Raw genomic sequence first — 21,034 nt, 5'->3', positions numbered from 1 at the left:
TCCGCTACCTGAATACCTGACAAAGTGAGCCCCTGCCGGGAATCAGCAGCAAATCAAGGCTTAACCCCCGACCAGCTGCTGCCTTCGGCAGGAATTTGTTAAAACCGGCCCTGAATTGTTTTACTTGGAAGAACCAAAAACGTCATAATACACTTTTTGGGTAAAAGCAACAGGATCGGTATCTTTTTTCAGGAACCCGGTCTTGCTGAATTGCTTCACAAAGTAATTGACATCATCTTTAGCTTGCGCCGTTGTGTACTTAAAATCATAGTCTTTAATCAATTGGGTAACGAGCTCTGCATTATCGGCAGCTACATATTTCTTTTCAATTTCCAGTTTGGCCGTTTCTTCCGGATGAGCGGCTATCCACTCCGTTGCCTTCTGATAGGCCCTGGCTATCGCCCTCACTTTTTCCGGATTGGCATCCACTTCTTTGCCTGAAGCATATAGGAAGCAGCAACTCCTGCCCTTAAAGATCGGATCTTCGGAAATACTGGAGAGCACCGTATAATTACTGTTCACTTCAGCAAGCTTGCCAAAGGGATCCCAAGCCGCGAAGGCATCCACTTCACCCTTTTTAATCGATTCTTCCAATTGATCCAGGGGATAAGCCAGCCACTTCACATCTTTCTGCGGATCGAGTCCCGCATTGGCGGCTACCACGCTCGCCACCGCCATGGGAACGCCGCCGATCTCATCCACGCCGATGGTTTTGCCTTTCAGATCGGCTGCCGTCTTAATACTGGATCCCGGAGGAACAACCAAGCGGATGCAGCCTTTATGCAGTCCGCCGATAACCCTTAAGTCCAGTCCTTGCTGAATTGACGTAAACCAGACAAAATCTCCATTCGTCACTGTGAATTCGCCGGTCGCCAGTCCGGTTTTATTTGTTTCCATTGTCCCGCTGACCAGTTCCACATCGAAACCTTCTTCCGCAAAAAAGCCCTTTTCATAGGCCACATAAGCAGGTGCTCCGCAGACCGCGCCACCCAGGGCCTGAATTTTCAGTTTGCCGTATTTATATTGTTTGGCAGTATCCGTACTCTGGGCATTGCTATTGTCAGCCGGTTTGGCACCTCTCGAGCAGCCTGCTAGCGCGAAAATAAGGACAAGCACTAAGGAAACAGCTAAGGCTTGATGAAATCTTTTCATTTCTTTCCTCTCCTACCCTATTTACTCTTTTTTCCTATTCAAATACTTTGCTGAAAGCCTGATCCAGATCCGCAATCAGATCAGCCGCATCCTCCAACCCGACGGAAAGACGGATTGTTTCCGGAAGAATCCCTGCTAAAACCTGTTCCTGCGGATTTAATTCTCCATGCGTGGTTTTGGGAGAATTAATAATCAAGGACCGGGCATCCCCGACGTTGGCATGGTAATTCCAAAGTTTCACTGAATTGATGAACTTTTCGCTCTCTTCCTGGCTCCCTTTAAACCCGAAAGTAAAGACCGAACCGGCCCCCTTGGGAAAATATCTGGCTGCCAGTTCTTTATATTTGCTGTTTTGGGCGGAAGGATGGCTCACCCAGCTCACCCTGTCATGATTTTCCAAATATTTAATAATCTTTTCGGTATTAGCCACTTGTTTTGCCACTCTTTCCGAAAGGGTTTCCAGTCCTTGCAGAATCAGGAAAGCATCGAACGGACTTAAAGCCGCTCCGAAATAAGCAAGGTAGAGCAGACGGATCCTGTTTGTAAACGGATTATCCGGGAATACCTCTAAAATAGTCCGTTCCCGTCCGCTTTTCCGTTCCCTGAGCGTATACCCTGGTTCCTGGAATTGAGGGAATTTGCCGTTGTCCCAGTTGAATTTTCCGCTTTCTACGATTAATCCTGCCAAGGTGGTCCCATGTCCGCCCAGCGCTTTGGTAGCAGAATAAATGATGATATCGGCGCCGTACTGAAACGGATTGAGAAGATATGGGGTTGCGAAGGTATTATCAACAACCAGGGGAATATCATGTTCATGCGCTATTTGAGCAATTGCTTCGATATCCAGCAGGGTTGCATTCGGGTTGCTGATGGATTCTATTAAAATCGCTTTGGTATCCGGACGGATGGCTTTCCGGTAAGCCTCTGGATCCTCGGAATCTTCTACAAAATCAATATTGACCCCGTATTTGGGGAATAAATTCTTTAGTTCATCAAAAGTTCCCCCGTACAGCCTGGGGGTTGTGAGAATTCTTCCGCCTCCCTCCGCCAGATTGAGCAGCGTATACGATACTGCCGCCATCCCTGAAGCCAGCGCAACCGCCCCTTTTCCCCTGTCCAAAGCTGCTACCCGCTGTTCCAAAACACTCACGGTCGGATTGCCGATCCTGGTATAAACGTAGCCCAGCTCATCAAGACCCAACAACCTTTCCGCTCTTTCCGTATTGCCGAGATCATACGAAACCGTTTGGTAAATGGGAACTGCCACTGCATAATTATGTTCTTTGGAATCATAACCCGCTCTGATTTTTAAGGTATCAAACCCGTAATTGTTTTCAGCCATAACAAACCTTCTTTCTTTTTACATGTATTTCGCGTCAATTCATACTTCAGCTATTATTTGTATTGATACTTCATAGCTTTAACATGGGGCAAGTTATAAGCAACCAGCCCTTAGATTGCTTATAACTATTTTGAAGATCTCCAGATAACCCACACCCTGTTCATTGAACATTATCTTTAGGTGCCTTTGCTCCTGATCATCTGTTATCACCTCTCCCTCTTTATTTTTATATTATTAAAGGCTGAGCCCTTTCTGGGCTCAGCCTCCGGTTTTTCGGTCAACTGATTTCTGTTCAATCTCATTTTTTTTACAACTTAAGTAAATATTTTACGTTCGGTCCTTCAATGGGGAAAATAAATCAATGTATATAATGTCTATGGTTTTTGTAGTGTTTAAACGATAATACCAAAGATATCTTTTGTTGTCAATAGGATAAAAATCGTATTTTTTCCGAATAACGACCCAATGATGATGTCCCGACTTCCTGCAGAAAGTTTTTTCATCAAAGAAAAAGGCAATTCCAATCCATTTTTGTTTTTGAATGGACCTGGATGCCTGCCACTAGAAATATAGATAAACATAGACATTTTATCCATATCCAGAAAATTGCTGGTTCAACGTGTTCTGCCTCGGATGAATCCTACTACAGTTTTATTAACACTCCACAGCCGTAAATTCCCAACTGGCCATCGGTACATATATACAAAAGCAATTAACAAGCTATAGTATATTCTTTAGCATTTCTCAAATTGATTGCTGCATTTAAATCCCTATCGTTTTCATAACCACACTCTTTACAACTGTAAACTCTGTTAGATAACTTTAAGTCTTTTTTAACATTACCACAATAAGAACATAATTTACTTGAAGGATAAAATCTTGACACTACCCTTAATTCAATCTTTAACTGTTTACATTTGTTTTGAAGTTTAGTTCTAAAACTATAGAAATTTTGTTGAGCAACTGCTTTTGATAAATGTCTATTCTTCATCATGCCTTTAATATTCAAATCTTCAATAGTTATGAATTCTGGCTTGGTTTTCACCAGTTCACTAACTATTTTATTGATATAATCTATTTGAATATTATTAAGCCTTTGATGAAGTTTCTGGATTTTTAATATCTGTCTATCTATATTTGCAAACCTAGTAGCAGACTTTTCACCTCTTTTCTTTTTATTTTCATATTTTCTGCTTAAACGTCTCTGCTCACGTTTAAGTTTCTTTTCAAGTTTCTTTACTTTAGTTGTTTTATTGATGTTTGATTTAATAACGCCATTACTAATTACTGCGAATTCTTTTAATCCAAGATCTATACCGATACCACTTGTATATGCTAAATGATTATTAACTTGGTTTTCTTCTTTAACTAAAACTGAAACGTAATACCTTCCTGCTTTGTATGAAACTGTTCCGCTTATTACTTTTGCGTTAATAGGGATATAACCTTTTTCTTTTAATCTCACAAAACCAAAAGTTGGTATCTTGATTCTATGTCTTTCTACAGTCCAATCAGTTTTATTATTTTTAGGGAAATATGCTTTTATATCTTGATTTCTTTTCTTTTTGAATCTAGGGAATTTACTTTGCCCATTAAAAAACCTTTTAAAAGCCTTTTCTCCATTCATGATAGACTGTTTAACTGCCTTACTGCTAACTTCTTTAATCCATTTGTACTCTTGATTATTTGGTATAAACTCGTTATTTAGCCATTTTGAAAACTCCATTCCTAAAACAAAATGTTTTTCTTTTTTATAGACTTCTTTGTTACGTGCTATATAAAAATTATTAATAAATCTACAAACACCTATAGTTTTGTGTATCAATTGTTTTTGTTTTGAGGATGGGTTTATTTCTGTTTTGTAAGCTCGCACAACAATTCATCATCCTCTTTAATTTTCTTTTTATATTTTCTAAGTCCATAGATACGACATGAAAATACATGTATTATTGAAATTAAATCTTGTATCATTTCTTCTTGCGGGGGACATTTTTTCATTATTGACAACTACTAACTCAACCCCATTAGATTTTAAAAATCTTTCAAACCACTCAAAACCAAATCTCACAAATCTATCTTTGTGAGAAACAATTATTTTAGATATTAGTCCTAACATACAATCTTCAAGAAGTTTATTCCACTTCTTACGATTGTAATTTAATCCGGAACCAATATCTTCAAAGATTTCATCTACTATCCAACCTTTAGCATTAGCATATGTTTGCAGGAATTCTACTTGATTTTTTAAATCATCTTTTTGATTTGTGGTGGATACTCTGGCATATATTATTACCTTACCTTTATTTTCTTCTTTTAAAGATTGCCCCATATACTCAACATATTGTTGATGTGTATAATATCTCCTTCCTTTAGGAGTACGATAAGCTTTTAATATGCCTTCTTTATCCCACCTTTGTAATGTTTTCACTGATACATGTAACATATCTGCAAATTCGTTTGGCTTATATTTGTTCATATACATATTGTAGTATATTTGTCTATATTTGTCAACATGTTAGGGAATTATTTATTCCTCCTTTGTATTTTTAACCATTTCTTGCGCATCTGGATGCAAATCATATACATATAAAAATAAAGCTTGACGAAGACCAGATAATTCAATATACTCTTATAAAAGATTACTAATTTTATAGGTTTACTATCTTATCAAGAGCGGTGGAGGGACTGGCCCTATGATACCCGGCAACCGACCAAAAAGGTACGGTGCTAATTCCTGAAGGATATTTTTATCCTGGAGATGAGAGAATTCGCCTCTTCTTTTTCTGGGAAGAGGCTTTATTCATATTGCGGAAAGCATAGCTGCTTTCCGAATAAAGCCAGGGCAGTCAGGCTTTCGCCAAGGCTTTACGGAAGCCAGCTTTTCGAGAAGGGCCAAAGAACTAGATGATAACAGCCAGACCAAGAGCGACAAGAAAGATGCTCTCACTATAGCGAAGCTTGTACGTGACGGCAGGTACTACGAGGTATATATGCCGCAGGATATATTTGCTGAACTCAGGGTGCTGTGCAAGTGCCCATGCTGCAATATCGTAGAAATACCGGGGTAAAATTGCAAAAGATATCGATGCACCAAAAGAAGTAAAGCAAGAAACATGAAACAGCACGAAGGAATGTAAGGGCATAGACCCAGCGAGTTATGATAGGGTGAGTTTTTGGATAGTAATGGCCAAAATCATGTAAAATACTACAATTCTAAGAAATACTGCGATTGACGGAGCAATCCGTTGATATATTTCACAAATTGAGATAGGAGGAATATCAAGATGAAAAACAGAAACATCATGACCCAACTCGCTCAAATCGGCAATAGGCTTGATTCCACGGGGGCCATCAGTTTTCCGGTTTACTATTCGGCTGCTTTTGCCCACCCTGAACTTGGCAAAAGCACCGGATTCGATTATTCCAGATCGGGAAATCCCACCCGGGCGGTCTTAGAAGACTGTATTGCCCAGCTGGAAAAAGGATGCAGGGGGTTTGCCTTTTCTTCCGGAATGGCAGCCATCACAACGGTTTTATCCCTTTTTAAACACGGCGACCATCTCATCATGACGGAAGATCCATACGGAGGGACTTATCGTCTCTTGAATAAAATTTTCAGAGAATTCGGCATCTCCGTCTCCTATGTGGACACCAGCCAGACAGAACTTATTAAAAATTCCATCACTCCTGACACCAAGGCTATTTTTTGTGAAACACCGACCAATCCCTTAATGAAAGTGGCCGACATTCGAAGCATTTGCAACCTGGCGAAACTTCACAATATTATTACCATCTTTGATAACACCTTTCTGACACCCTATTACCAAAGGCCATTGGAACTCGGTGCCGATATAGTGCTCCACAGCGCAACCAAATATATTGGAGGACACAATGATGTCGTGGCCGGGCTTGTCGCCGTAAAAGAGGAAAAATTAGCAGAGCGGGTAGGCTTTCTACAAAACGCCCTGGGCACCATCCTGGGGCCCCAGGATTCCTGGCTGCTGGTCAGGGGACTTAAAACACTGGGCCTTCGTTTGGATCGCCAGCAGCAGAATGCTCTGCAAATAGCCCATTGGCTGGAGAAACATCCGCTGGTTGAAAAGGTATATTACCCCGGATTGCCAAATCATCCCGGACATACCACCCATCGTAGTCAGGCTTCCGGATTTGGGGCGATCGTTTCTTTTACCGTAAAAGACAAATCTTATGTTCCAACCATCCTGAAAAACGTTAAGATTATTTCCTTTGCCGAAAGTCTCGGAGGTGTTGAGAGTTTAATTACTTATCCGTTTGTCCAGACCCATGCCGACATCCCTGAAAACATCAGGGAACAGTTAGGGGTTGATAAGCGTCTCCTGCGAATCTCCGTCGGCATCGAAAATGTTCTGGACTTGATTGACGACCTTAGCCAGGCTTTTGAATGTGAGTAACCAAACAAGATATACTTCCTAAAAGTTTTGAGGAAGATATTTATTCCTCTTCGCTCCCGGAGACCATATCATCGCTGTGGAAAGTATTCTGACCCACCCGGGGACCATGTCCCATGCTGCGATGCCTTCCGCCGTCAGAGAAGAACTGGGGATCTGCGATAATCTCTTGCGGCTGTCTGTCGGACTGGAAGACCCGGAGGACTTAATAAAAGATTTTTTAGCTGCAGTTGATTTTTAATTTATAATTCCTGGAAAAGCGGTGTGGAAAGGTAACGCTCGCCCGTATCGGGCAAAATCGCTACAATCGTTTTTTCTCCTTATTCTTCGGTCTTTTGGCAATCTGCGCAGCAGCAAAAGCTGCAGCCCCTGATGAGATGCCCACCAGCAGTCCCTCGGTCTGCGCAAGCCTGGGGGCTGTGTCAAAGGCCTCCTCATTTTTCACTTTGTAAATCTCATCCACTCCCGATCTGTTGAAGACGCCGGGCACAAAACCGGCGCCAATCCCCTGTATTTTGTGCGGACCGGGATTTCCTCCGGACAATACAGGCGAATCAAAATTTGGTTTCACTGTTTCATTTTCAATTATTCATCTGCCGGCCATAATTGCGCTTAATAAATCCTCGATCAGCCGCAATCCCCCGCGGTATCCGGTATAGCCCCGGTCCAGTACCGTCCCGTTGGCCGCCGGAAAACTCACGCTCAGTTGAGGACACGTACCGTTTTTTCTTCATCCATCTCCACGACAGCTTCCGAAAGTTCTTCGTGCAGGACATCTTTGCTTTTTGGCATCTCGTTCCCTACGTTATAAATAATTATCTTCTCCACCGTAAAAGAAATCTTTCTGCTTGATCAAAGAAATAGGTGATAACTGTGACCACTAGTCCCATAAAAAGGATTCCGACAACCACGCGGGGATAATCGGCAAAATCCGAAAAATACTTGACATACCAGCCGATCCCCGATGTCGCCCCGATCATTTCCGCTGACGTCAGCAAAATAAAGGAAAACACCAGTCCGATGGTCGCACCGCTGAGCATGGAGGGCAGGGCGCCGGGCAAAATTACCTTGAACAGCATTTCCCTTTCCCCCACGTTTAACACCCTCGCTGCATCAATAATCCTCTTTTCAATATTAAAGACCCCATTCAGGGTATTGATAAAAACCGGCCAAAAAGCTCCAATAAAAATCACAAAAATAGAAGAAGCCTTGAATGTCGGCAATATGGCGATGGCATAGGGTATATACACAATGGGAGGAATGGGACCCAGAACTTTGGTCAGGGGCTTGGCAGCCTGGTATAACCTTCTTCTCCAGCCAATGACCAGCGCCAGCGGAACAGCAACCAGGAGAGCCAGAAGATACCCCCCCGCCAGCAATTGTATGGAATTAAGCAGTCCTTTGAGTAAAAAGGGAAACTCCTGGATGAAAAGCTTTAAGACGACTCCGGGAGCAGGATAGAGGAATTTATCGAGAATGCCCAACTTGGCCGTGCCCAATTCCCACAGCCAGAGAAAAGCCAGGATCAGAGCGGCAACATCTCCGCAGGCCTGAACTTTTTCTTTGTTTTTATTCCGGATGAGATTGGCGATATAAATGATTTCAATGATGACAGCCAGACCAAGCAAATAGTTGCTCTCGGCAGGCATTGCTTTGGCAGGGATCAGTTCACTCAAAACCAACAGCAGAAAAAATATATTGACCGCATTGATTATTTTTTTATTGATTGTTTTCATGCCATACCTCCCTCAAAAGACGATTTCCTCTTCCATTTTCTCCAGCAAGTCATCATAAAACAAATTTACCAATCTATTTCTCAAATCCGAATAAGCCGGAGATCTGAACAATTGGCTTCTGTCCCGGGGACGTGTAAAGGGCACCACAATCTCTTTTTTGATCTTGCCGGGATCTGAGGACATGATAATAATCCTGTCGGCCAGCAGAATGGCTTCATCGATATCATGCGTGACAAAAACCACTGTTTTCTTTTTTTCCCCGCTTTCCCACAGCCTTAACAATAATTCCTGCAGAGCCATGCGGTTTTTGGCATCCACAGCGCCAAATGGTTCATCCATCAACAAAATATTCGGTTCCATGGCCAGGGCCCTGGCAATGGCTACCCGCTGCTGCATGCCCCCGGAAAGCTGGAAGGGATATTGGTTTTTAAAGCTTCCCAGCCCCACCAGTTCCAGATAGTTGTCGGCGATACGCTCAATTTCCCTGCGGCTGCTGTCTTTCTTCACCTGTTTGAGGCCAAAAATCAAGTTTTTTTTGGCGGTCATCCACGGGAAGAGCGAGTAGTGCTGGAAGACCACCCCCCGCTCGCTTCCGGTTCCGTTTATTTTCCGGCCGTCTAAAATAATGCTTCCTTCGGCCGGAAAATACAGACCGGCAAAAAGGCTGATCAGCGTACTTTTTCCGCAGCCGCTGGGGCCGATAACACTCAAAAACTCACCTTCCTCTACAGCAAGGTTGATATCCCTGAGGGCTGTATATTCTCCATTTTGATCTTTGTACCGAAAAGTTACATTTTTCAGTTTGATTTTTGTCAATGTTGACGGAGAGCCTACTCCCCAGGGGTAGGCTCTCCCACCTCCTTTATTCCTTGAAGTCCGCTTTCAGTTTCTTATAGGTCTCATCATTGGGATAACGCTTGAGCACAGATTCCAGAGCATTTTTGTAAATAGCCGTATTAATATGGTTATCGATGTTTTCATCGGAGGTAATGTAGCCGATTTGCTTCATGAAATTCCAGAAGTCTTCTCCCTCTTTTTTGTTGGGGTCGGGATTGCTGCTGATATGCCCGCCGTAAGTTTCTGCTTCGAGAACGTCTTTGTCAACATTGACGTATTTAGCCAGGATATCCAGAGACTCCCCATGGCTGGTCTGGTAGAACCTGTAAGCCTTGATCAAAGCGGCTGAAAACTTTTCATAGTCCTCAGGATTGGCTTGAATTTTTTCCGTCAGAGCCACTTGGCGGCAGCAGGGATGGTTGGGCGCCACTTCTCCGCTATACTTCACGATAGCAAGGCCCTGCTGCAAGGCCAGTTGCCTGTAAGGTGTCCAGACAATTCCCGCATCTGCGCTGCCTTTCTTTACCGCTTCCAGCACGGCAGCCGGCGATTCCAGTTCCTGGATGGTAATGTCTTTTTGCCAATCGATTCCGGCCTGGGTAAAACCGCCCCGGAAAACAATGTCGCCCGTGGAAAGCCTTACCGTTGCTACAGTTTTTCCTTTGAAATTTGTCAGATCCTTAAATTGAGCCGCATTTTCCGGCTTGGCGATGATGGCATGCCCTTCCGTCATTTGCCCGCCGAAGATAGTCAGGTCGGTCCCTTTGGAAATAAAAGTTAAAGGCGGTGCCGTACCGAAAGAACCGGCATCCAGTTTCCCCGCTACAATGGCATTGAGCCCTTCGCCGGAATTGGTAAACTGGAAGAGTTCCACATCGAGTCCCTCTTCCTTGAAATAGCCCTTTTCCTGGGCGATAAAATAGAGGATATGCCCGGTAGAGGGTAGATAGCCTACATTGAATTTTTTGAGCTCTTTGGGAGCTTCAGCATTTTGGGCGGGAGTCTTGTTGGCTCCGCATCCGCTGACAAGAACCGTTAGCACAAGCAGCAATGTCAGCAACACCGTAAAACTTTTTTTCAACCTACTTTCCTCCTCATTTATATGTTTTTCTATGGAACCGGTCTTTATAATAAAACCGGAGGCCCAACATTCCTTTCAGAAGTTTAACCTCCGGTTTTCCGGTCAGATAAAATCATCTATTATAATATCTATGGTTTTAGTAGTCTTTATGCAAAGGATAAACGAAATTAACCCCTTTGTCAAGAGTTTTTAACCCATAAACCAAGGTACCAAGTGCAAAACAAAAATACCGAACCAAGTAATTGTGTCTACCTCTTGATTCGGTATTTTTTTAAATATAATAATAATCGTAGGAATTGCTGCTCATTTTTTGATGTTCATCCATGAGATCAGCCAAAGTATAGGAATCCAGTACCTTAATCATTGCGTTTTTCAAATCTTCCCAAACTATTTTGGTCACACAAAAGTCAGCCCTGGAACAGAACCCCGGCTTATCTCCACTTACACAATCAGCCAGAGCAATGGGACCTTCCAAAGCTCTGATCACATCACCAGCCGTAATATTTTGGGGTTCTTTACCTAAGATATATCCTCCTTGGAAACCTCGGATACTTTTGATCAGGCCGTTTTGCTTCAGGGTGATAAGCAGTTGCTCCAGATAACGTTCAGACAAATCCTGACGTTTGGAAATGCTGTTAATGGTAACAGGGCCCTCATGCTGATTAAGAGCCACATCCAGAATCGCTCTTAGACCATATCTCCCTTTCGTGGATAATTTCATAATACCCCTTCTTTCACACTGAATTAATCCGTATTTATCGTTATATTTTAACACAGACAAAAAAACAATTTTTAATATCCCCTATTTCAATAGGTTTAGTAAAATATACTATAACTTTAATCAATAGTCAACTAACCAAAAAACTATCCAACGATTTTCGCCGGATAATTTCTAAAGATTAATAGGCTGACCCTGATTCGATTCAGCCTGATTTTGCTATTTTAGCCTGATCTTTTCATGCTTGTCAATTTGAATAACAAATTCGTCTTGAATAATTAAGTTTACTGACCCATGACGAATTTCTTTGATTATTTTCAGTATGGTATGTAAGTCTTTAACCGGTAAGGGTTCATTGGTATCATTCACTTTTTCTATCATGATTTCCCCTCCCTTTTTATCCACACAAAGTCTTTAGTTTTAGTAGTATTTATACCATAAAAATAAGAATTAGCACTTTTGTCAATAGTTTTTCTTTACTTTAATTATCCAAAGAAGCTTCTCCTTTTTGCTTACAAGGACTCTGAATTTGAATGTGTAGGCTTTTTAACGAAAAAATACCTGGCAAGTGCCAGGCTCATTTTGGAGGGGAGAACAAGCATATTGAAGGTAGCGTTTTGAACTCCAGCATCTTCAAGGAAAGTAATCGTTTTTCCGAATATGCTTTTATCATCTTGGTCAAACCCGAAGATAATCCCTACTTGGACAGATATTCCATAGGAATTAATTCTATCAATTCGATTTTTTCCTGACCTTCATCTATATGCCCGACTTCCCAATTTGGTGGGGTCAGGGCAGCTAAATACGGTATTGTAACCTGTTGAAAGTTTATTATTCTTGTTTTTCTAATTTGTCTAATTTCATCAGAAGAAGCCGTAATAAGCAACAGTTTCATATATCCTCCCTGTCAACGGGACGTATTCAGGATTTAATCATAATTAAGTTGATAATATCTGTCAATCGTAGTTTTGACGCTTTTTTGCCTTTACCTCCCAGCTTTTTTGCTCTCAGATTGAATTAATTTCGTTAGGGCATCCTCTATAAAATCGGGAACACTATAGGACCGCATCCCTTTGGCCTGCAGTTTTCGTTCGGCGCCGGGGCCTATCTGGCTTACCAAGACAATACTGCAATCCGAAAGCAAATTAATGGTTTTTTCCATTTGATCTTCGCCATGCTCTCCGGAGTTGCAGGGAGGAGTATTGTGGCGAAGTTCAAGGAAACGATACTCGTTATTTTCAGCTACTTCAAAAATTAAGAATTGTTTGCTTCTCCCGAAGTGCTCGTTAATGAACTTCCCATCACTGCTTGCTACCGCAATTTTATAAGACATAGTCTCACAACCTCCTCAGAATCATCCATAAGAAAACGTGTATAACGGCTGCGCGTAAAGCTGTCCAGCCAGGTCCACTCCGGCACCCGGTATTCCACAAGCATCCGCCCGGCATTGCTGGCAATGTTAAAGGCGAACCAGTTACCCCCGGTCTTTTTGCCCATTTATTGAAGCTTCTTTGGCAGAATTTGCATTGGATATTGCATGCCGGACTTACCGGTAAATGAATTCCGCCGTACTTTACATGGGCCTCCCCGCTGTAACAAGGGTGTTTTTTCACCAGATGGTCAAATTGATTGTAATTCTTCCTTTGAGCGCAGTTCCCCAGATCCATCTTTCCGGTCAACTAATCTCTAGTAAATTTATAGATTTTATATGATTTTAAATCGAAAACCTGTCTCTTGTCAATATCTAAACCCTGGGTTCTTAAATTTTTTAAAAACTGATTTTAATCCTCAGCAAGTTCATAAATTGCCCAGCAACACGCATTGGTCCCGCCATTCCATAGCCAACGGCTTATATCCCAAATTGACATATACGCAACTAATATTTATAATGTTCATAGAATTTATGTATTTTATGAAAGAAGTGATCCCATGGAAAATATTATACCAACCCGATCCGATGCCTATAGTCTTTTAACAAGATACACTCAAAGCGAAAGTTTAATAAAACATGCTTTGGCGGTTGAGGCAGTCATGCTGCATTTTGCCAACCTTTTTAATGAACCAGCTAAGGAAAAATGGGGCATTATCGGCTTAATCCATGATTTGGACTATGAGTTATACCCCGATCAGCACTGTATAAAAGTTCGGGAAATTCTTGCCGATAACCGTTGGCCGGAAGAATATATTCATGCGGTGCAAAGCCATGGCTGGAATTTAACTGTGGATGTAGAACCTCAGCACAAAATGGAAAAAGTATTGTACGCTATTGATGAATTAACCGGCCTGATTGCAGCTACTGCTATTCTCCGGCCCAGCAGGAGCATCTTGGATCTTGAAGTCAAATCGGTAAAAAAGAAGTGGAAACAAAAAGGTTTTGCGGTGGGGGTAAACCGCGAAGTTATCAAGAAGGGCTGCGAGCTGTTGGGATTAGACTTAGACTTTATTATCGGAGAAACCATCCATGGAATGCAAAAAGTGGCGGATGAAATAGGTTTAAAGGGAGAGCTATAAGTAAGGAGGAACTATCATGAGTGAAAAGATTATTGTCTATACTGAAAACGCCCCCGAGGCAGTTGGCCCCTATTCACAGTTGCTTTGAATTCTTTGCTGTTTACTTCCGGACAGGTAGCTCTGGATCCGGCCAGCGGTACTTTCGAGTACGGATTTGGTGTAACAGTAATCTTCCCGCTCTGGAGTACAAAAGTCCGGTAGCCGAGCGCATATCCTACCTGACAGCAAGCAATAATTTCCTCTTCCGTCAGACGGTAGAGGTATTGCGTTTCCGTGACAATTTTGGTCGGCATAAGGTTCAATAAGGCAATCTTCAGCGAACGAATATCCTAGTGAAGCGCCCTATCCTCACCCATAACGAATATATTTTCGCTTTCTAGAACAGCCTTGGGGCAGAAAATCCGGTATTTTAATAGGCATATGATTTCCTCCTTGCAAAAAAGTCAAACCTTATTAAGCACACGTTAAACGTTCTCCAAACTGTTTGAGCACTTCCCCCAGTGAGGTTCCACTGCTGGAATGACTTCTGATGAGGGGTATATTTTTATTTTTAGCAACTTTTACAGCCACATTCACCATTTGATGAGATACTGTACTGGTAAATAACACGATCCCGTCAGGGTGACCAATCACTTTCTCAAAGCCAACCGGTTTCTGTGTATATACTTTTACGCAATGTCCTTGCCTGGCACAGATCCTTTTATACTCCTGGTGCATCCTATCATGGCCTCCGATTAGTACAATACGCATTAATAACATACTCCTTTATTTTCAGATATTTCCGTTTCAATCTTTAGTATTCCTATAGTTTATCTATATTTTTAAATTTTACCTTCCTTATTACTCTTTGTCAATAAAAAAGAGCCCATTCAACGAACAGGCCCTCACAGGAAGTTTACCGTCTTCCCCAGGACTAACATAGGCAGCCCTCTTTGCAATGAGCGGTTTCATGCAACATCCAATGTTTTGTGAACATGTGCATAAATAGCTTCCTGCATTCAATAACCCTCTCTAAAATAATTAACCCATAATGTAAGAATTGGCTTTTCAATGGTTACATCCTGACCTTTTTTTCTTTCAATAATATGCAGATGCTGAATTGTATGTCATCTCTTAATACCCTAATATTTCTTTCACGATTTCCCCTGCCACAAGCAAACCTGCCACGGAAGGAACAAAAGAAACACTGCCGGGGATCTGGCGTTTTTGGGAACAGTGGGCATCCCCGCTGGGACAAATACAATTTGTGGCGCAACTCATCTGTTGCTTCAAAGGTTTCAAAGCAGGCTCCGGTGAAAATACTACTTTGAATCCCCGGGTAATTCCTTCCTTTTTCAGAAGTTTGCGTACAGCTTTGGCCAGCGGGCAGCCACTTGTTTGGGAAATATCGGCAACTTTGAAACTCAAGGCATCCAGGCGGTTGCCTGCACCCATGCAGGAAATAAGAGGAATCTGTCTGAGATGACACTCTTTAGCCAGGCTAACCTTGCTTTTTACGGTATCGATAGCATCCACTACATAATCGGGTTTATCAGCCAGGAAAAAATCTGCATCTTCCCCGCGGTAGAACGTTTGAAAAATATCTATCTCTGCCTTAGGGTTAATATCCAGCATTCTTTGTTTCATAACTTCAACTTTGGACTGTCCTACGGTCGAATGCAAGGCATGAATCTGCCGGTTAATGTTGGTTAAACATATCTCATCAAAATCGATAAGCTTAAAAAAGCCTATGCCCGCCCGGACTAAGGCTTCAGCCGTATAAGATCCAACTCCGCCGAGTCCGAAGATATATACCCTGCTTTTTTTAAGCCTTTCCAGTCCTTCTTCACCTATCAACAATTCTGTGCGTGAAAACTGATGCTGCATAGCGGTCCCTCGTCTTTTACTTATTTTACTGAATTACTAAATCGTCAATATCATCAACAACCGTGATCGTACTCCGAATCATTCCCATCCAACAGGTATAAACGATAGTCCCTTTTTTTTAGGGGTAAACAACTCTATGATATTTCTCCCTGCCGCAGTTCTTTTTCCAAATTGTATTTGTGAATTGTCGGGGGATTGTTAACAACTATTTAATTATATCATAAAGTTTAGTGTTTATATAGTTATACTAGTATTCTAAGCTGCCAATATCCGCTCCTTTGGTTCACCTTTTCAGACATAAATTATAAAGAGTAGTTTTGTACAAACTGTTAATAAGCAGAAAACCATTTCACCTTTTGGGCTTATATGCTTTCTCTTTACACAGGCATCCTGGCTACGAGACGCCTTGTCACTTACCCCGACCGGACTTTCACCGGTTTGAGACACATGCTTAACTGGGCACCCAAATAAACAAAAGGTGGCACACAAGCCACCATTAACAGATCATTTATGATTGTAAATACACGTGCAAAATCTTATTCCTATTGTTCGACCTCAATGCTGTCTCCCGGCTTGATCCAACCCGGACTGATCACTTTGGGGAATATACCTTCCCTTGGCATCACCCAGTCCCCGTTGTGGCATTTTTTACCGATTTGGGTTACTTCCATCAACCTTTCGCCAATTTTAAGCCGGGTGCCGATAGGAAGTTCATAAAGAATAATCCCTTCTGTGGTAATATATTTTTTCTATCTTAGAAATTTTTCTAAAAGGCATTTTAATAAAAAGTTTTTCAAAATGAAACAAGTTAAGACGTGACGAAGTCGCTTAGACCGATATAATTAGCAAGATATGCAAGGAACTTAATTGCCAGCCTGGGGACATCATGGAAAACATAGAGGATCAGAGCAAAACAGAATAAAAACAAAAAAACAGCGGGCGGGGATTATTCCCTGTCCGCTATTTTTATTACTATTCCGAAACTGTCCGGAAAGACAAAATGGTTCGGATAATATTCCATTGTAATGTTAGCCCGATTTAAATGCACCGTGCCTGAAAGTCAGTTAATTAATATTGAGCATATAAAAACCCCGGATCACTCCGGGGGCAGGCCTGCAGTATTACGCTTCAGTGAGAGGCTCGCAGGATCTGTTATAAGTATTCTATTCGAATAATTGTATTTTTATTCATGATTCTAACAATTCTTCCCAGTTATCAGGAAATCCCAAGTTAGAAAAGAGCTTCTAAAGCCTTTTCTTCGTCAGTGATTATAAGCTTCCGTTCCTTTAATATGTTTAATTGTTCCTCAAAAGTCTTAAACGGCTTTATCTCTGACATTTTTCCCCCCGTAAAGCAAAAGGCCCACCGCGTTACGCATGTACCGCAAAAGCGTTACAGAGGCTCGGTGGGATCTGTTAATTTTATTATAAATTTCGTATTGACAAGTGTCAAGTTAATTTTGCCCTTTGTAAATTTTATCCTTGTGGACTTTCACACCTAGTTAATCGCCATGCGTGGCGCACATGTCAAAGGGTTTCGGTGATTACCGAAACCCTTTTCCTTATTATGTTTTATTTTGGTGGAGCTAAGGGGGTTCGAACCCCTGACCTCTTGACTGCCAGTCAAGCGCGCTCCCAACTGCGCTATAGCCCCTCTTTTTTTACTTGATACTTGCAAAATGTATTTTATCATAAAGTTATTCCTTGCGCAAGTAACATTTTCCTTGTCTAATCAGCTTAAAACGCAAGTCAAAAATTACTAAAACATAAAATGTTTTATATGCAGAGTTTTTTCTTTTTCTGATTTACATCCATAACTTAACTTTTACCTATATGTTCAATTAATTTACTCTAATTTTGACGAAATTGCCCTGGTAATAGTTATAACAATTACTACCAGGGCAATTTCCATCCTAATGTTAATTCAATAAATCCAATGGTAAAAAGAATCCTCCATGTTGACGAAACTGTATTACTCTATAGCGCAGCATCACCACGTTCGTTAGTCCTAATTCTAACGATTTCCTCAAGGGGATAGACAAAAATCTTTCCATCTCCTATTTTATCTGTTTGACAGGTCTTGACAATAACGTCAATTATTCTATCTACCCAGTGATCTCGGCAGATAAGTTCAATTTTGACTTTATGAAATAAATCAACTTTGCGTTCTTGACCCCGATAGTACTCATTAATTTGCAGGCCTTTGCCCATTACATCATAGACAGTCATTCCTCTTACTTGTAGTTCATCAAGAGCTATTTTTAATTCCTCAACTTTTGTAGGACGGATAATAGCTTCAATTTTTTTCATTTCCTAACACCTCTTTCCCCTAAATAACCTTAGCAATTGGAAGGCCCAGAAGAACGATTCTTCTAGGCCTCATTGCCTTTAATAAATGCAATAACTATTTTGCGATTTCAGCAAACGCTTGGTCATAATTATAAGCATTTTCCCCATGTTGAGTAATATCCAAGCCAGCTTCCTCATCTTCTTCTTCAACTCTCAAAGGAATAAATAAGCTTACAACTTTTAAAATAATAAAGGTCACAATTCCAGCAAATAAGTAGGTGGCAATAACTGCCAATATTTGATGGAGAAATAATTCTACACCGCCGTACAATAAGCCATCTGCACCTAATGGATTAATTGCCTTGGAGGCAAATATACCTGTGGCTATGGCTCCAAAGGTTCCACCAACGCCATGGATACCGAAAGCATCTAAGGAATCATCATAACCAAGTTTAACTTTAATTTTACTAACTGCTAGATAGCAAATGGGACTTACTAATAATCCCATAACAACTGAGGCTAAAGGACTAACAAAACCAGCCGCCGGTGTAATAACTACCAAACCAGCTACAGCACCGCTGACGGCTCCAAGGGTTGTTGGTTTACCATGGTGAAGCCATTCAACGATAATCCAAGATAAAGCACCAGCAGCAGCAGCAGTATTAGTAACTATAAATGCTAAGGCTGCAAGGCCATTTGCTCCTAAAGCGCTGCCTGCGTTAAAACCAAACCAACCAAACCATAATAAGCTCGCTCCTAAAACAGTTAAAGGTAAATTACCTGGCAGCATAGGTTCTTGGCCGCATTTTCTTTTCCCAATAACCAAAGCAGCTACTAAACCGGATACACCAGAACTAATGTGTACAACTGTTCCACCAGCAAAGTCTAATGCCCCTAATTCTCTCAACCAGCCTCCAACTCCCCAGACCCAGTGAGCCAAAGGATCATAAACAAATGTAGTCCACAGAATAATGAAAAGTAAAAAAGCGGAAAATCTAATTCTCTCGGCAAAAGCACCTATAATCAAACCTGCTGTAATAATGGCAAACATTAACTGGAAAGCACAGAATGCAAATTGGGGGATTGTGCCTGCATAATCTGCGTTAGGTACCATGCCTACACCTTTTAAACCTAGCCAATTGAGGCCGCCAATCAAATGATTAATATCTGGGCCAAAGGATAAAGTATAACCAAATAGGACCCATTGTACCGAGACAACAGCCATAATTACGAAACATTGCATCAGGATACTTAACACATTTTTTCTGCGCACCATACCGCCATAAAACAAAGCCAGACCAGGCGTCATCAGTAATACTAAAGCAGCAGAAATAATTATGAATGATGTATCTCCTGTATTGATTTGAGATTCATCAGCTGCAAAAGCCATCAAAGGACAGCTTAACAAAAATAATGTAGTTAATAATGTCCGCAGTAAATTTTTCTTTGTCATTTTACTCACTCTCCCAAATTTTTTATCTATAAAAAAAGGCGCTCCTACTCGGAAAAACAGAGTTAGAGCGCCTTTGCCCACAATATTATTCTATTTTAATATTAATGAATTAAAGTGCGTCTTCACCGCGTTCGTTGGTTCTAATGCGCACAATTTGTTCCAAAGGATAAACAAATATTTTCCCATCCCCAATTTTGCCTGTTTGACAAGTCTTGACAATTGCATCGATAATCCTATCTACCCAATGATCTCGACATATAATTTCTATTTTCACTTTATGAAATAAATCAACTTTATGCTCTTGCCCTCGATAATATTGTTTTTCATTTTGCTGTAGCCCTTTGCCCATTACATCATAGACTGTCATACCTCTGACCTGTAAATCATCCAAAACTTTTTTAACTTCTTCCAACTTTGTCGGACGTATAACTGCTTCAATTTTTTTCATTTTTAACACCTCCATTTGTGATTCTATCTAAAATGGAACAAAAAAGCCTAAATAAGTTACATAACTTATTTAGACTCCATTGTCCAAACGTTTTCCCTATAGCGATGTATTTAAACTACAGCAGCTACCGCCAAATTTTAAAAGCGTCTTAAGCAAAAAACCCTATAGGATTATAACACCTATAGGCTCCATTGCCTTATCAACTTTTTTTATATTATATCATCACTTTAAAAGAGTTGCAATACATATTTTAATTTTTTTATTGGAGCAAATCATAAGTAGTAAAAATTGCATCCAGCTCCTTTTCCCAAAGGGTAGCCTGTTGAAGGAGCTGTTTTTGTTCACATTTATCTTTCAATTTTTTGCTGTTCTGGCGAAGTACTTCTATAGCGGCTAAAACTGCGCTTTTAGCTAACTGTCCTGCTACTAATGTATCTCCAGCTGAAGTTTTTGTTTCCAGGTACCTAGCTTTATTGGCTAGGCGACAAACTTTTAGGCTATATAAAATAATTAGCTGAGGAATATTTAAGGCTTCTACCGGTATACTTTTATATCCAGAATTAATTAAATTCTTTAAAGCTTCGTTGTCATCTTCCACTAATTCCAATAATTTCAGCCTTAAAGCATGAGCTTCAAAGATAACTTCCCTGGCTAATGATTTTTGCCTGTTAGCCCTTTCCGCTAAAAGAGCCACTAATTCTAACAACGAAGCTGCCAGAGCAGCTACAACTGCTGACGTGCTGCCTGCTCCAGGAGTAGCTGCCTTAGGTAAAGCAACAAGCTGCACAAAATGCTCCACAGAATTTCCAAGTAACTTATCCCGGTTCATATTTCCTCCTTTTCCTATTAATAATGGTTAATAAAATCCTTTACAAAGCTTTGAGGTAATGCTATATTAAGTCATATATTTATAATTAAATAATCTAAAAATGCAATGCAAGGGAATAGTAAATAGCTCATAAAACTAGAGAGAGCCAATGATTAGTGAAAATTGGTGTTTTATCCTATTGAATCCACCCTTAAGTAGATGGGGAAATAACTCAATCCGGTAGATGCCGTTATCATCACAATAGGTCATATTTATGACAAAACAAGGTGGCACCACGTGAGTAAAGCTCTCGTCCTTGGCGTAAGCTAAAGATGAGGGCTTTTTTGTACATATTATAAACTTAAAA

The 21,034-nt window shown here is 41.0% G+C and carries 18 protein-coding genes, 1 tRNA gene, 8 pseudogenes, 1 riboswitch and 1 other annotated feature; of the genes and pseudogenes, 4 read left to right on the top strand and 23 right to left on the bottom strand.

Going from position 1 to position 21,034, the window contains the following annotated elements:
* Positions 1–120 precede the first annotated feature (120 nt).
* The 4 genes and pseudogenes from RDV78_06970 to RDV78_06955 all read right to left on the bottom strand — a co-directional run bounded on the left by RDV78_06970 (position 121) and on the right by RDV78_06955 (position 4,970).
* On the bottom strand, positions 121–1,152 hold the full coding sequence (locus RDV78_06970) for an ABC transporter substrate-binding protein (protein ID MDS1030224.1): 1,032 nt from the start codon (positions 1,150–1,152) through the stop codon (positions 121–123).
* Positions 1,153–1,186: 34 nt separating this feature from the next.
* A complete protein-coding gene (locus RDV78_06965) occupies positions 1,187–2,494 on the bottom strand; it encodes an O-acetylhomoserine aminocarboxypropyltransferase/cysteine synthase family protein (protein MDS1030223.1) in 1,308 nt (435 codons plus the stop codon).
* Positions 2,495–3,206: 712 nt separating this feature from the next.
* Entirely contained in the window at positions 3,207–4,373 is a 1,167-nt protein-coding gene (locus tag RDV78_06960) for a transposase (GenBank protein ID MDS1030222.1), read from the bottom strand.
* Positions 4,343–4,970: pseudogene (locus RDV78_06955) on the bottom strand (IS607 family transposase). The gene RDV78_06960 and the pseudogene RDV78_06955 overlap by 31 nt, the downstream one beginning before the upstream one ends.
* Positions 4,971–5,155: 185 nt before the next feature.
* Positions 5,156–5,259, top strand: a riboswitch (SAM riboswitch).
* Positions 5,260–5,379: 120 nt separating this feature from the next.
* On the opposite strand from RDV78_06955, the pseudogene RDV78_06950 reads away from it, so the two are divergent.
* From RDV78_06950 to RDV78_06940, 3 genes and pseudogenes are all read left to right on the top strand, one after another.
* Positions 5,380–5,517: pseudogene (locus RDV78_06950) on the top strand (transposase).
* Positions 5,518–5,778: 261 nt separating this feature from the next.
* Positions 5,779–6,924: a PLP-dependent aspartate aminotransferase family protein gene (locus tag RDV78_06945; GenBank protein MDS1030221.1), complete on the top strand. Its 1,146-nt coding sequence runs from the start codon at positions 5,779–5,781 to the stop codon at positions 6,922–6,924.
* A gap of 67 nt (positions 6,925–6,991) precedes the next feature.
* Positions 6,992–7,162: pseudogene (locus RDV78_06940) on the top strand (PLP-dependent transferase).
* A gap of 1 nt (position 7,163) precedes the next feature.
* Here RDV78_06940 and RDV78_06935 read toward each other — a convergent pair.
* From RDV78_06935 to RDV78_06890, 10 genes and pseudogenes are all read right to left on the bottom strand, one after another.
* Positions 7,164–7,492, bottom strand: a pseudogene (locus tag RDV78_06935) (pyridoxal-phosphate dependent enzyme).
* Positions 7,493–7,510: 18 nt separating this feature from the next.
* Positions 7,511–7,627: pseudogene (locus tag RDV78_06930) on the bottom strand (oxidoreductase).
* Positions 7,628–7,736: 109 nt separating this feature from the next.
* Entirely contained in the window at positions 7,737–8,657 is a 921-nt protein-coding gene (locus RDV78_06925) for an ABC transporter permease subunit (GenBank protein ID MDS1030220.1), read from the bottom strand.
* A 12-nt stretch (positions 8,658–8,669) separates the two neighbouring features.
* A complete protein-coding gene (locus RDV78_06920; GenBank protein MDS1030219.1) occupies positions 8,670–9,473 on the bottom strand; it encodes an ABC transporter ATP-binding protein in 804 nt (267 codons plus the stop codon).
* Between the two features lie 46 nt (positions 9,474–9,519).
* Entirely contained in the window at positions 9,520–10,575 is a 1,056-nt protein-coding gene (locus RDV78_06915) for an ABC transporter substrate-binding protein (protein MDS1030218.1), read from the bottom strand.
* Between the two features lie 271 nt (positions 10,576–10,846).
* Positions 10,847–11,296: an Rrf2 family transcriptional regulator gene (locus RDV78_06910; GenBank protein ID MDS1030217.1), complete on the bottom strand. Its 450-nt coding sequence runs from the start codon at positions 11,294–11,296 to the stop codon at positions 10,847–10,849.
* Positions 11,297–11,512: 216 nt separating this feature from the next.
* Positions 11,513–11,674 (bottom strand): YezD family protein, encoded by a 162-nt coding sequence (locus tag RDV78_06905; protein ID MDS1030216.1) that lies wholly within the window; start codon positions 11,672–11,674, stop codon positions 11,513–11,515.
* Between the two features lie 316 nt (positions 11,675–11,990).
* Entirely contained in the window at positions 11,991–12,188 is a 198-nt protein-coding gene (locus RDV78_06900; protein MDS1030215.1) for a hypothetical protein, read from the bottom strand.
* Between the two features lie 90 nt (positions 12,189–12,278).
* Complete coding sequence (locus RDV78_06895) at positions 12,279–12,626, bottom strand: NifB/NifX family molybdenum-iron cluster-binding protein (protein ID MDS1030214.1); 348 nt, start codon at positions 12,624–12,626, stop codon at positions 12,279–12,281.
* Between the two features lie 139 nt (positions 12,627–12,765).
* A pseudogene (locus tag RDV78_06890) lies at positions 12,766–12,960 on the bottom strand (nitrogen fixation protein NifB).
* A gap of 262 nt (positions 12,961–13,222) precedes the next feature.
* On the opposite strand from RDV78_06890, the gene RDV78_06885 reads away from it, so the two are divergent.
* Complete coding sequence (locus RDV78_06885; protein MDS1030213.1) at positions 13,223–13,804, top strand: hydrolase; 582 nt, start codon at positions 13,223–13,225, stop codon at positions 13,802–13,804.
* 170 nt (positions 13,805–13,974) lie between these two features.
* Here the strand turns inward: RDV78_06885 and RDV78_06880 are convergent.
* The 9 genes and pseudogenes from RDV78_06880 to RDV78_06840 all read right to left on the bottom strand — a co-directional run bounded on the left by RDV78_06880 (position 13,975) and on the right by RDV78_06840 (position 20,688).
* A pseudogene (locus RDV78_06880) lies at positions 13,975–14,061 on the bottom strand ([FeFe] hydrogenase H-cluster radical SAM maturase HydE).
* Between the two features lie 196 nt (positions 14,062–14,257).
* A complete protein-coding gene (locus RDV78_06875) occupies positions 14,258–14,554 on the bottom strand; it encodes a DUF2325 domain-containing protein (GenBank protein MDS1030212.1) in 297 nt (98 codons plus the stop codon).
* A gap of 363 nt (positions 14,555–14,917) precedes the next feature.
* Positions 14,918–15,670, bottom strand: coding sequence for a tRNA threonylcarbamoyladenosine dehydratase (locus RDV78_06870; GenBank protein MDS1030211.1), 753 nt, complete (start codon positions 15,668–15,670; stop codon positions 14,918–14,920).
* Positions 15,671–16,212: 542 nt separating this feature from the next.
* Positions 16,213–16,416 (bottom strand): annotated as a pseudogene (locus RDV78_06865) (MOSC domain-containing protein).
* 831 nt (positions 16,417–17,247) lie between these two features.
* A tRNA-Ala gene (locus RDV78_06860) sits at positions 17,248–17,323 on the bottom strand.
* A gap of 323 nt (positions 17,324–17,646) precedes the next feature.
* Positions 17,647–17,979, bottom strand: coding sequence for a P-II family nitrogen regulator (locus RDV78_06855; GenBank protein ID MDS1030210.1), 333 nt, complete (start codon positions 17,977–17,979; stop codon positions 17,647–17,649).
* Between the two features lie 94 nt (positions 17,980–18,073).
* Positions 18,074–19,348: an ammonium transporter gene (locus tag RDV78_06850; protein ID MDS1030209.1), complete on the bottom strand. Its 1,275-nt coding sequence runs from the start codon at positions 19,346–19,348 to the stop codon at positions 18,074–18,076.
* 172 nt (positions 19,349–19,520) lie between these two features.
* Positions 19,521–19,859: a P-II family nitrogen regulator gene (locus RDV78_06845; protein ID MDS1030208.1), complete on the bottom strand. Its 339-nt coding sequence runs from the start codon at positions 19,857–19,859 to the stop codon at positions 19,521–19,523.
* A 259-nt stretch (positions 19,860–20,118) separates the two neighbouring features.
* Positions 20,119–20,688 (bottom strand): cyclodeaminase/cyclohydrolase family protein, encoded by a 570-nt coding sequence (locus RDV78_06840; protein MDS1030207.1) that lies wholly within the window; start codon positions 20,686–20,688, stop codon positions 20,119–20,121.
* 96 nt (positions 20,689–20,784) lie between these two features.
* Positions 20,785–20,988 (top strand) — a binding site (T-box leader).
* Positions 20,989–21,034: the final 46 nt, after the last annotated feature.

The organism is Bacillota bacterium LX-D (genome assembly GCA_031628995.1).
Lineage (GTDB): Bacteria > Bacillota > DUOV01 > DUOV01 > Zhaonellaceae > JAVLUO01.
The sequence above is the reverse complement of the archived record's forward strand: the minus strand, read 5'-3'. Positions and strand labels throughout refer to the sequence as shown.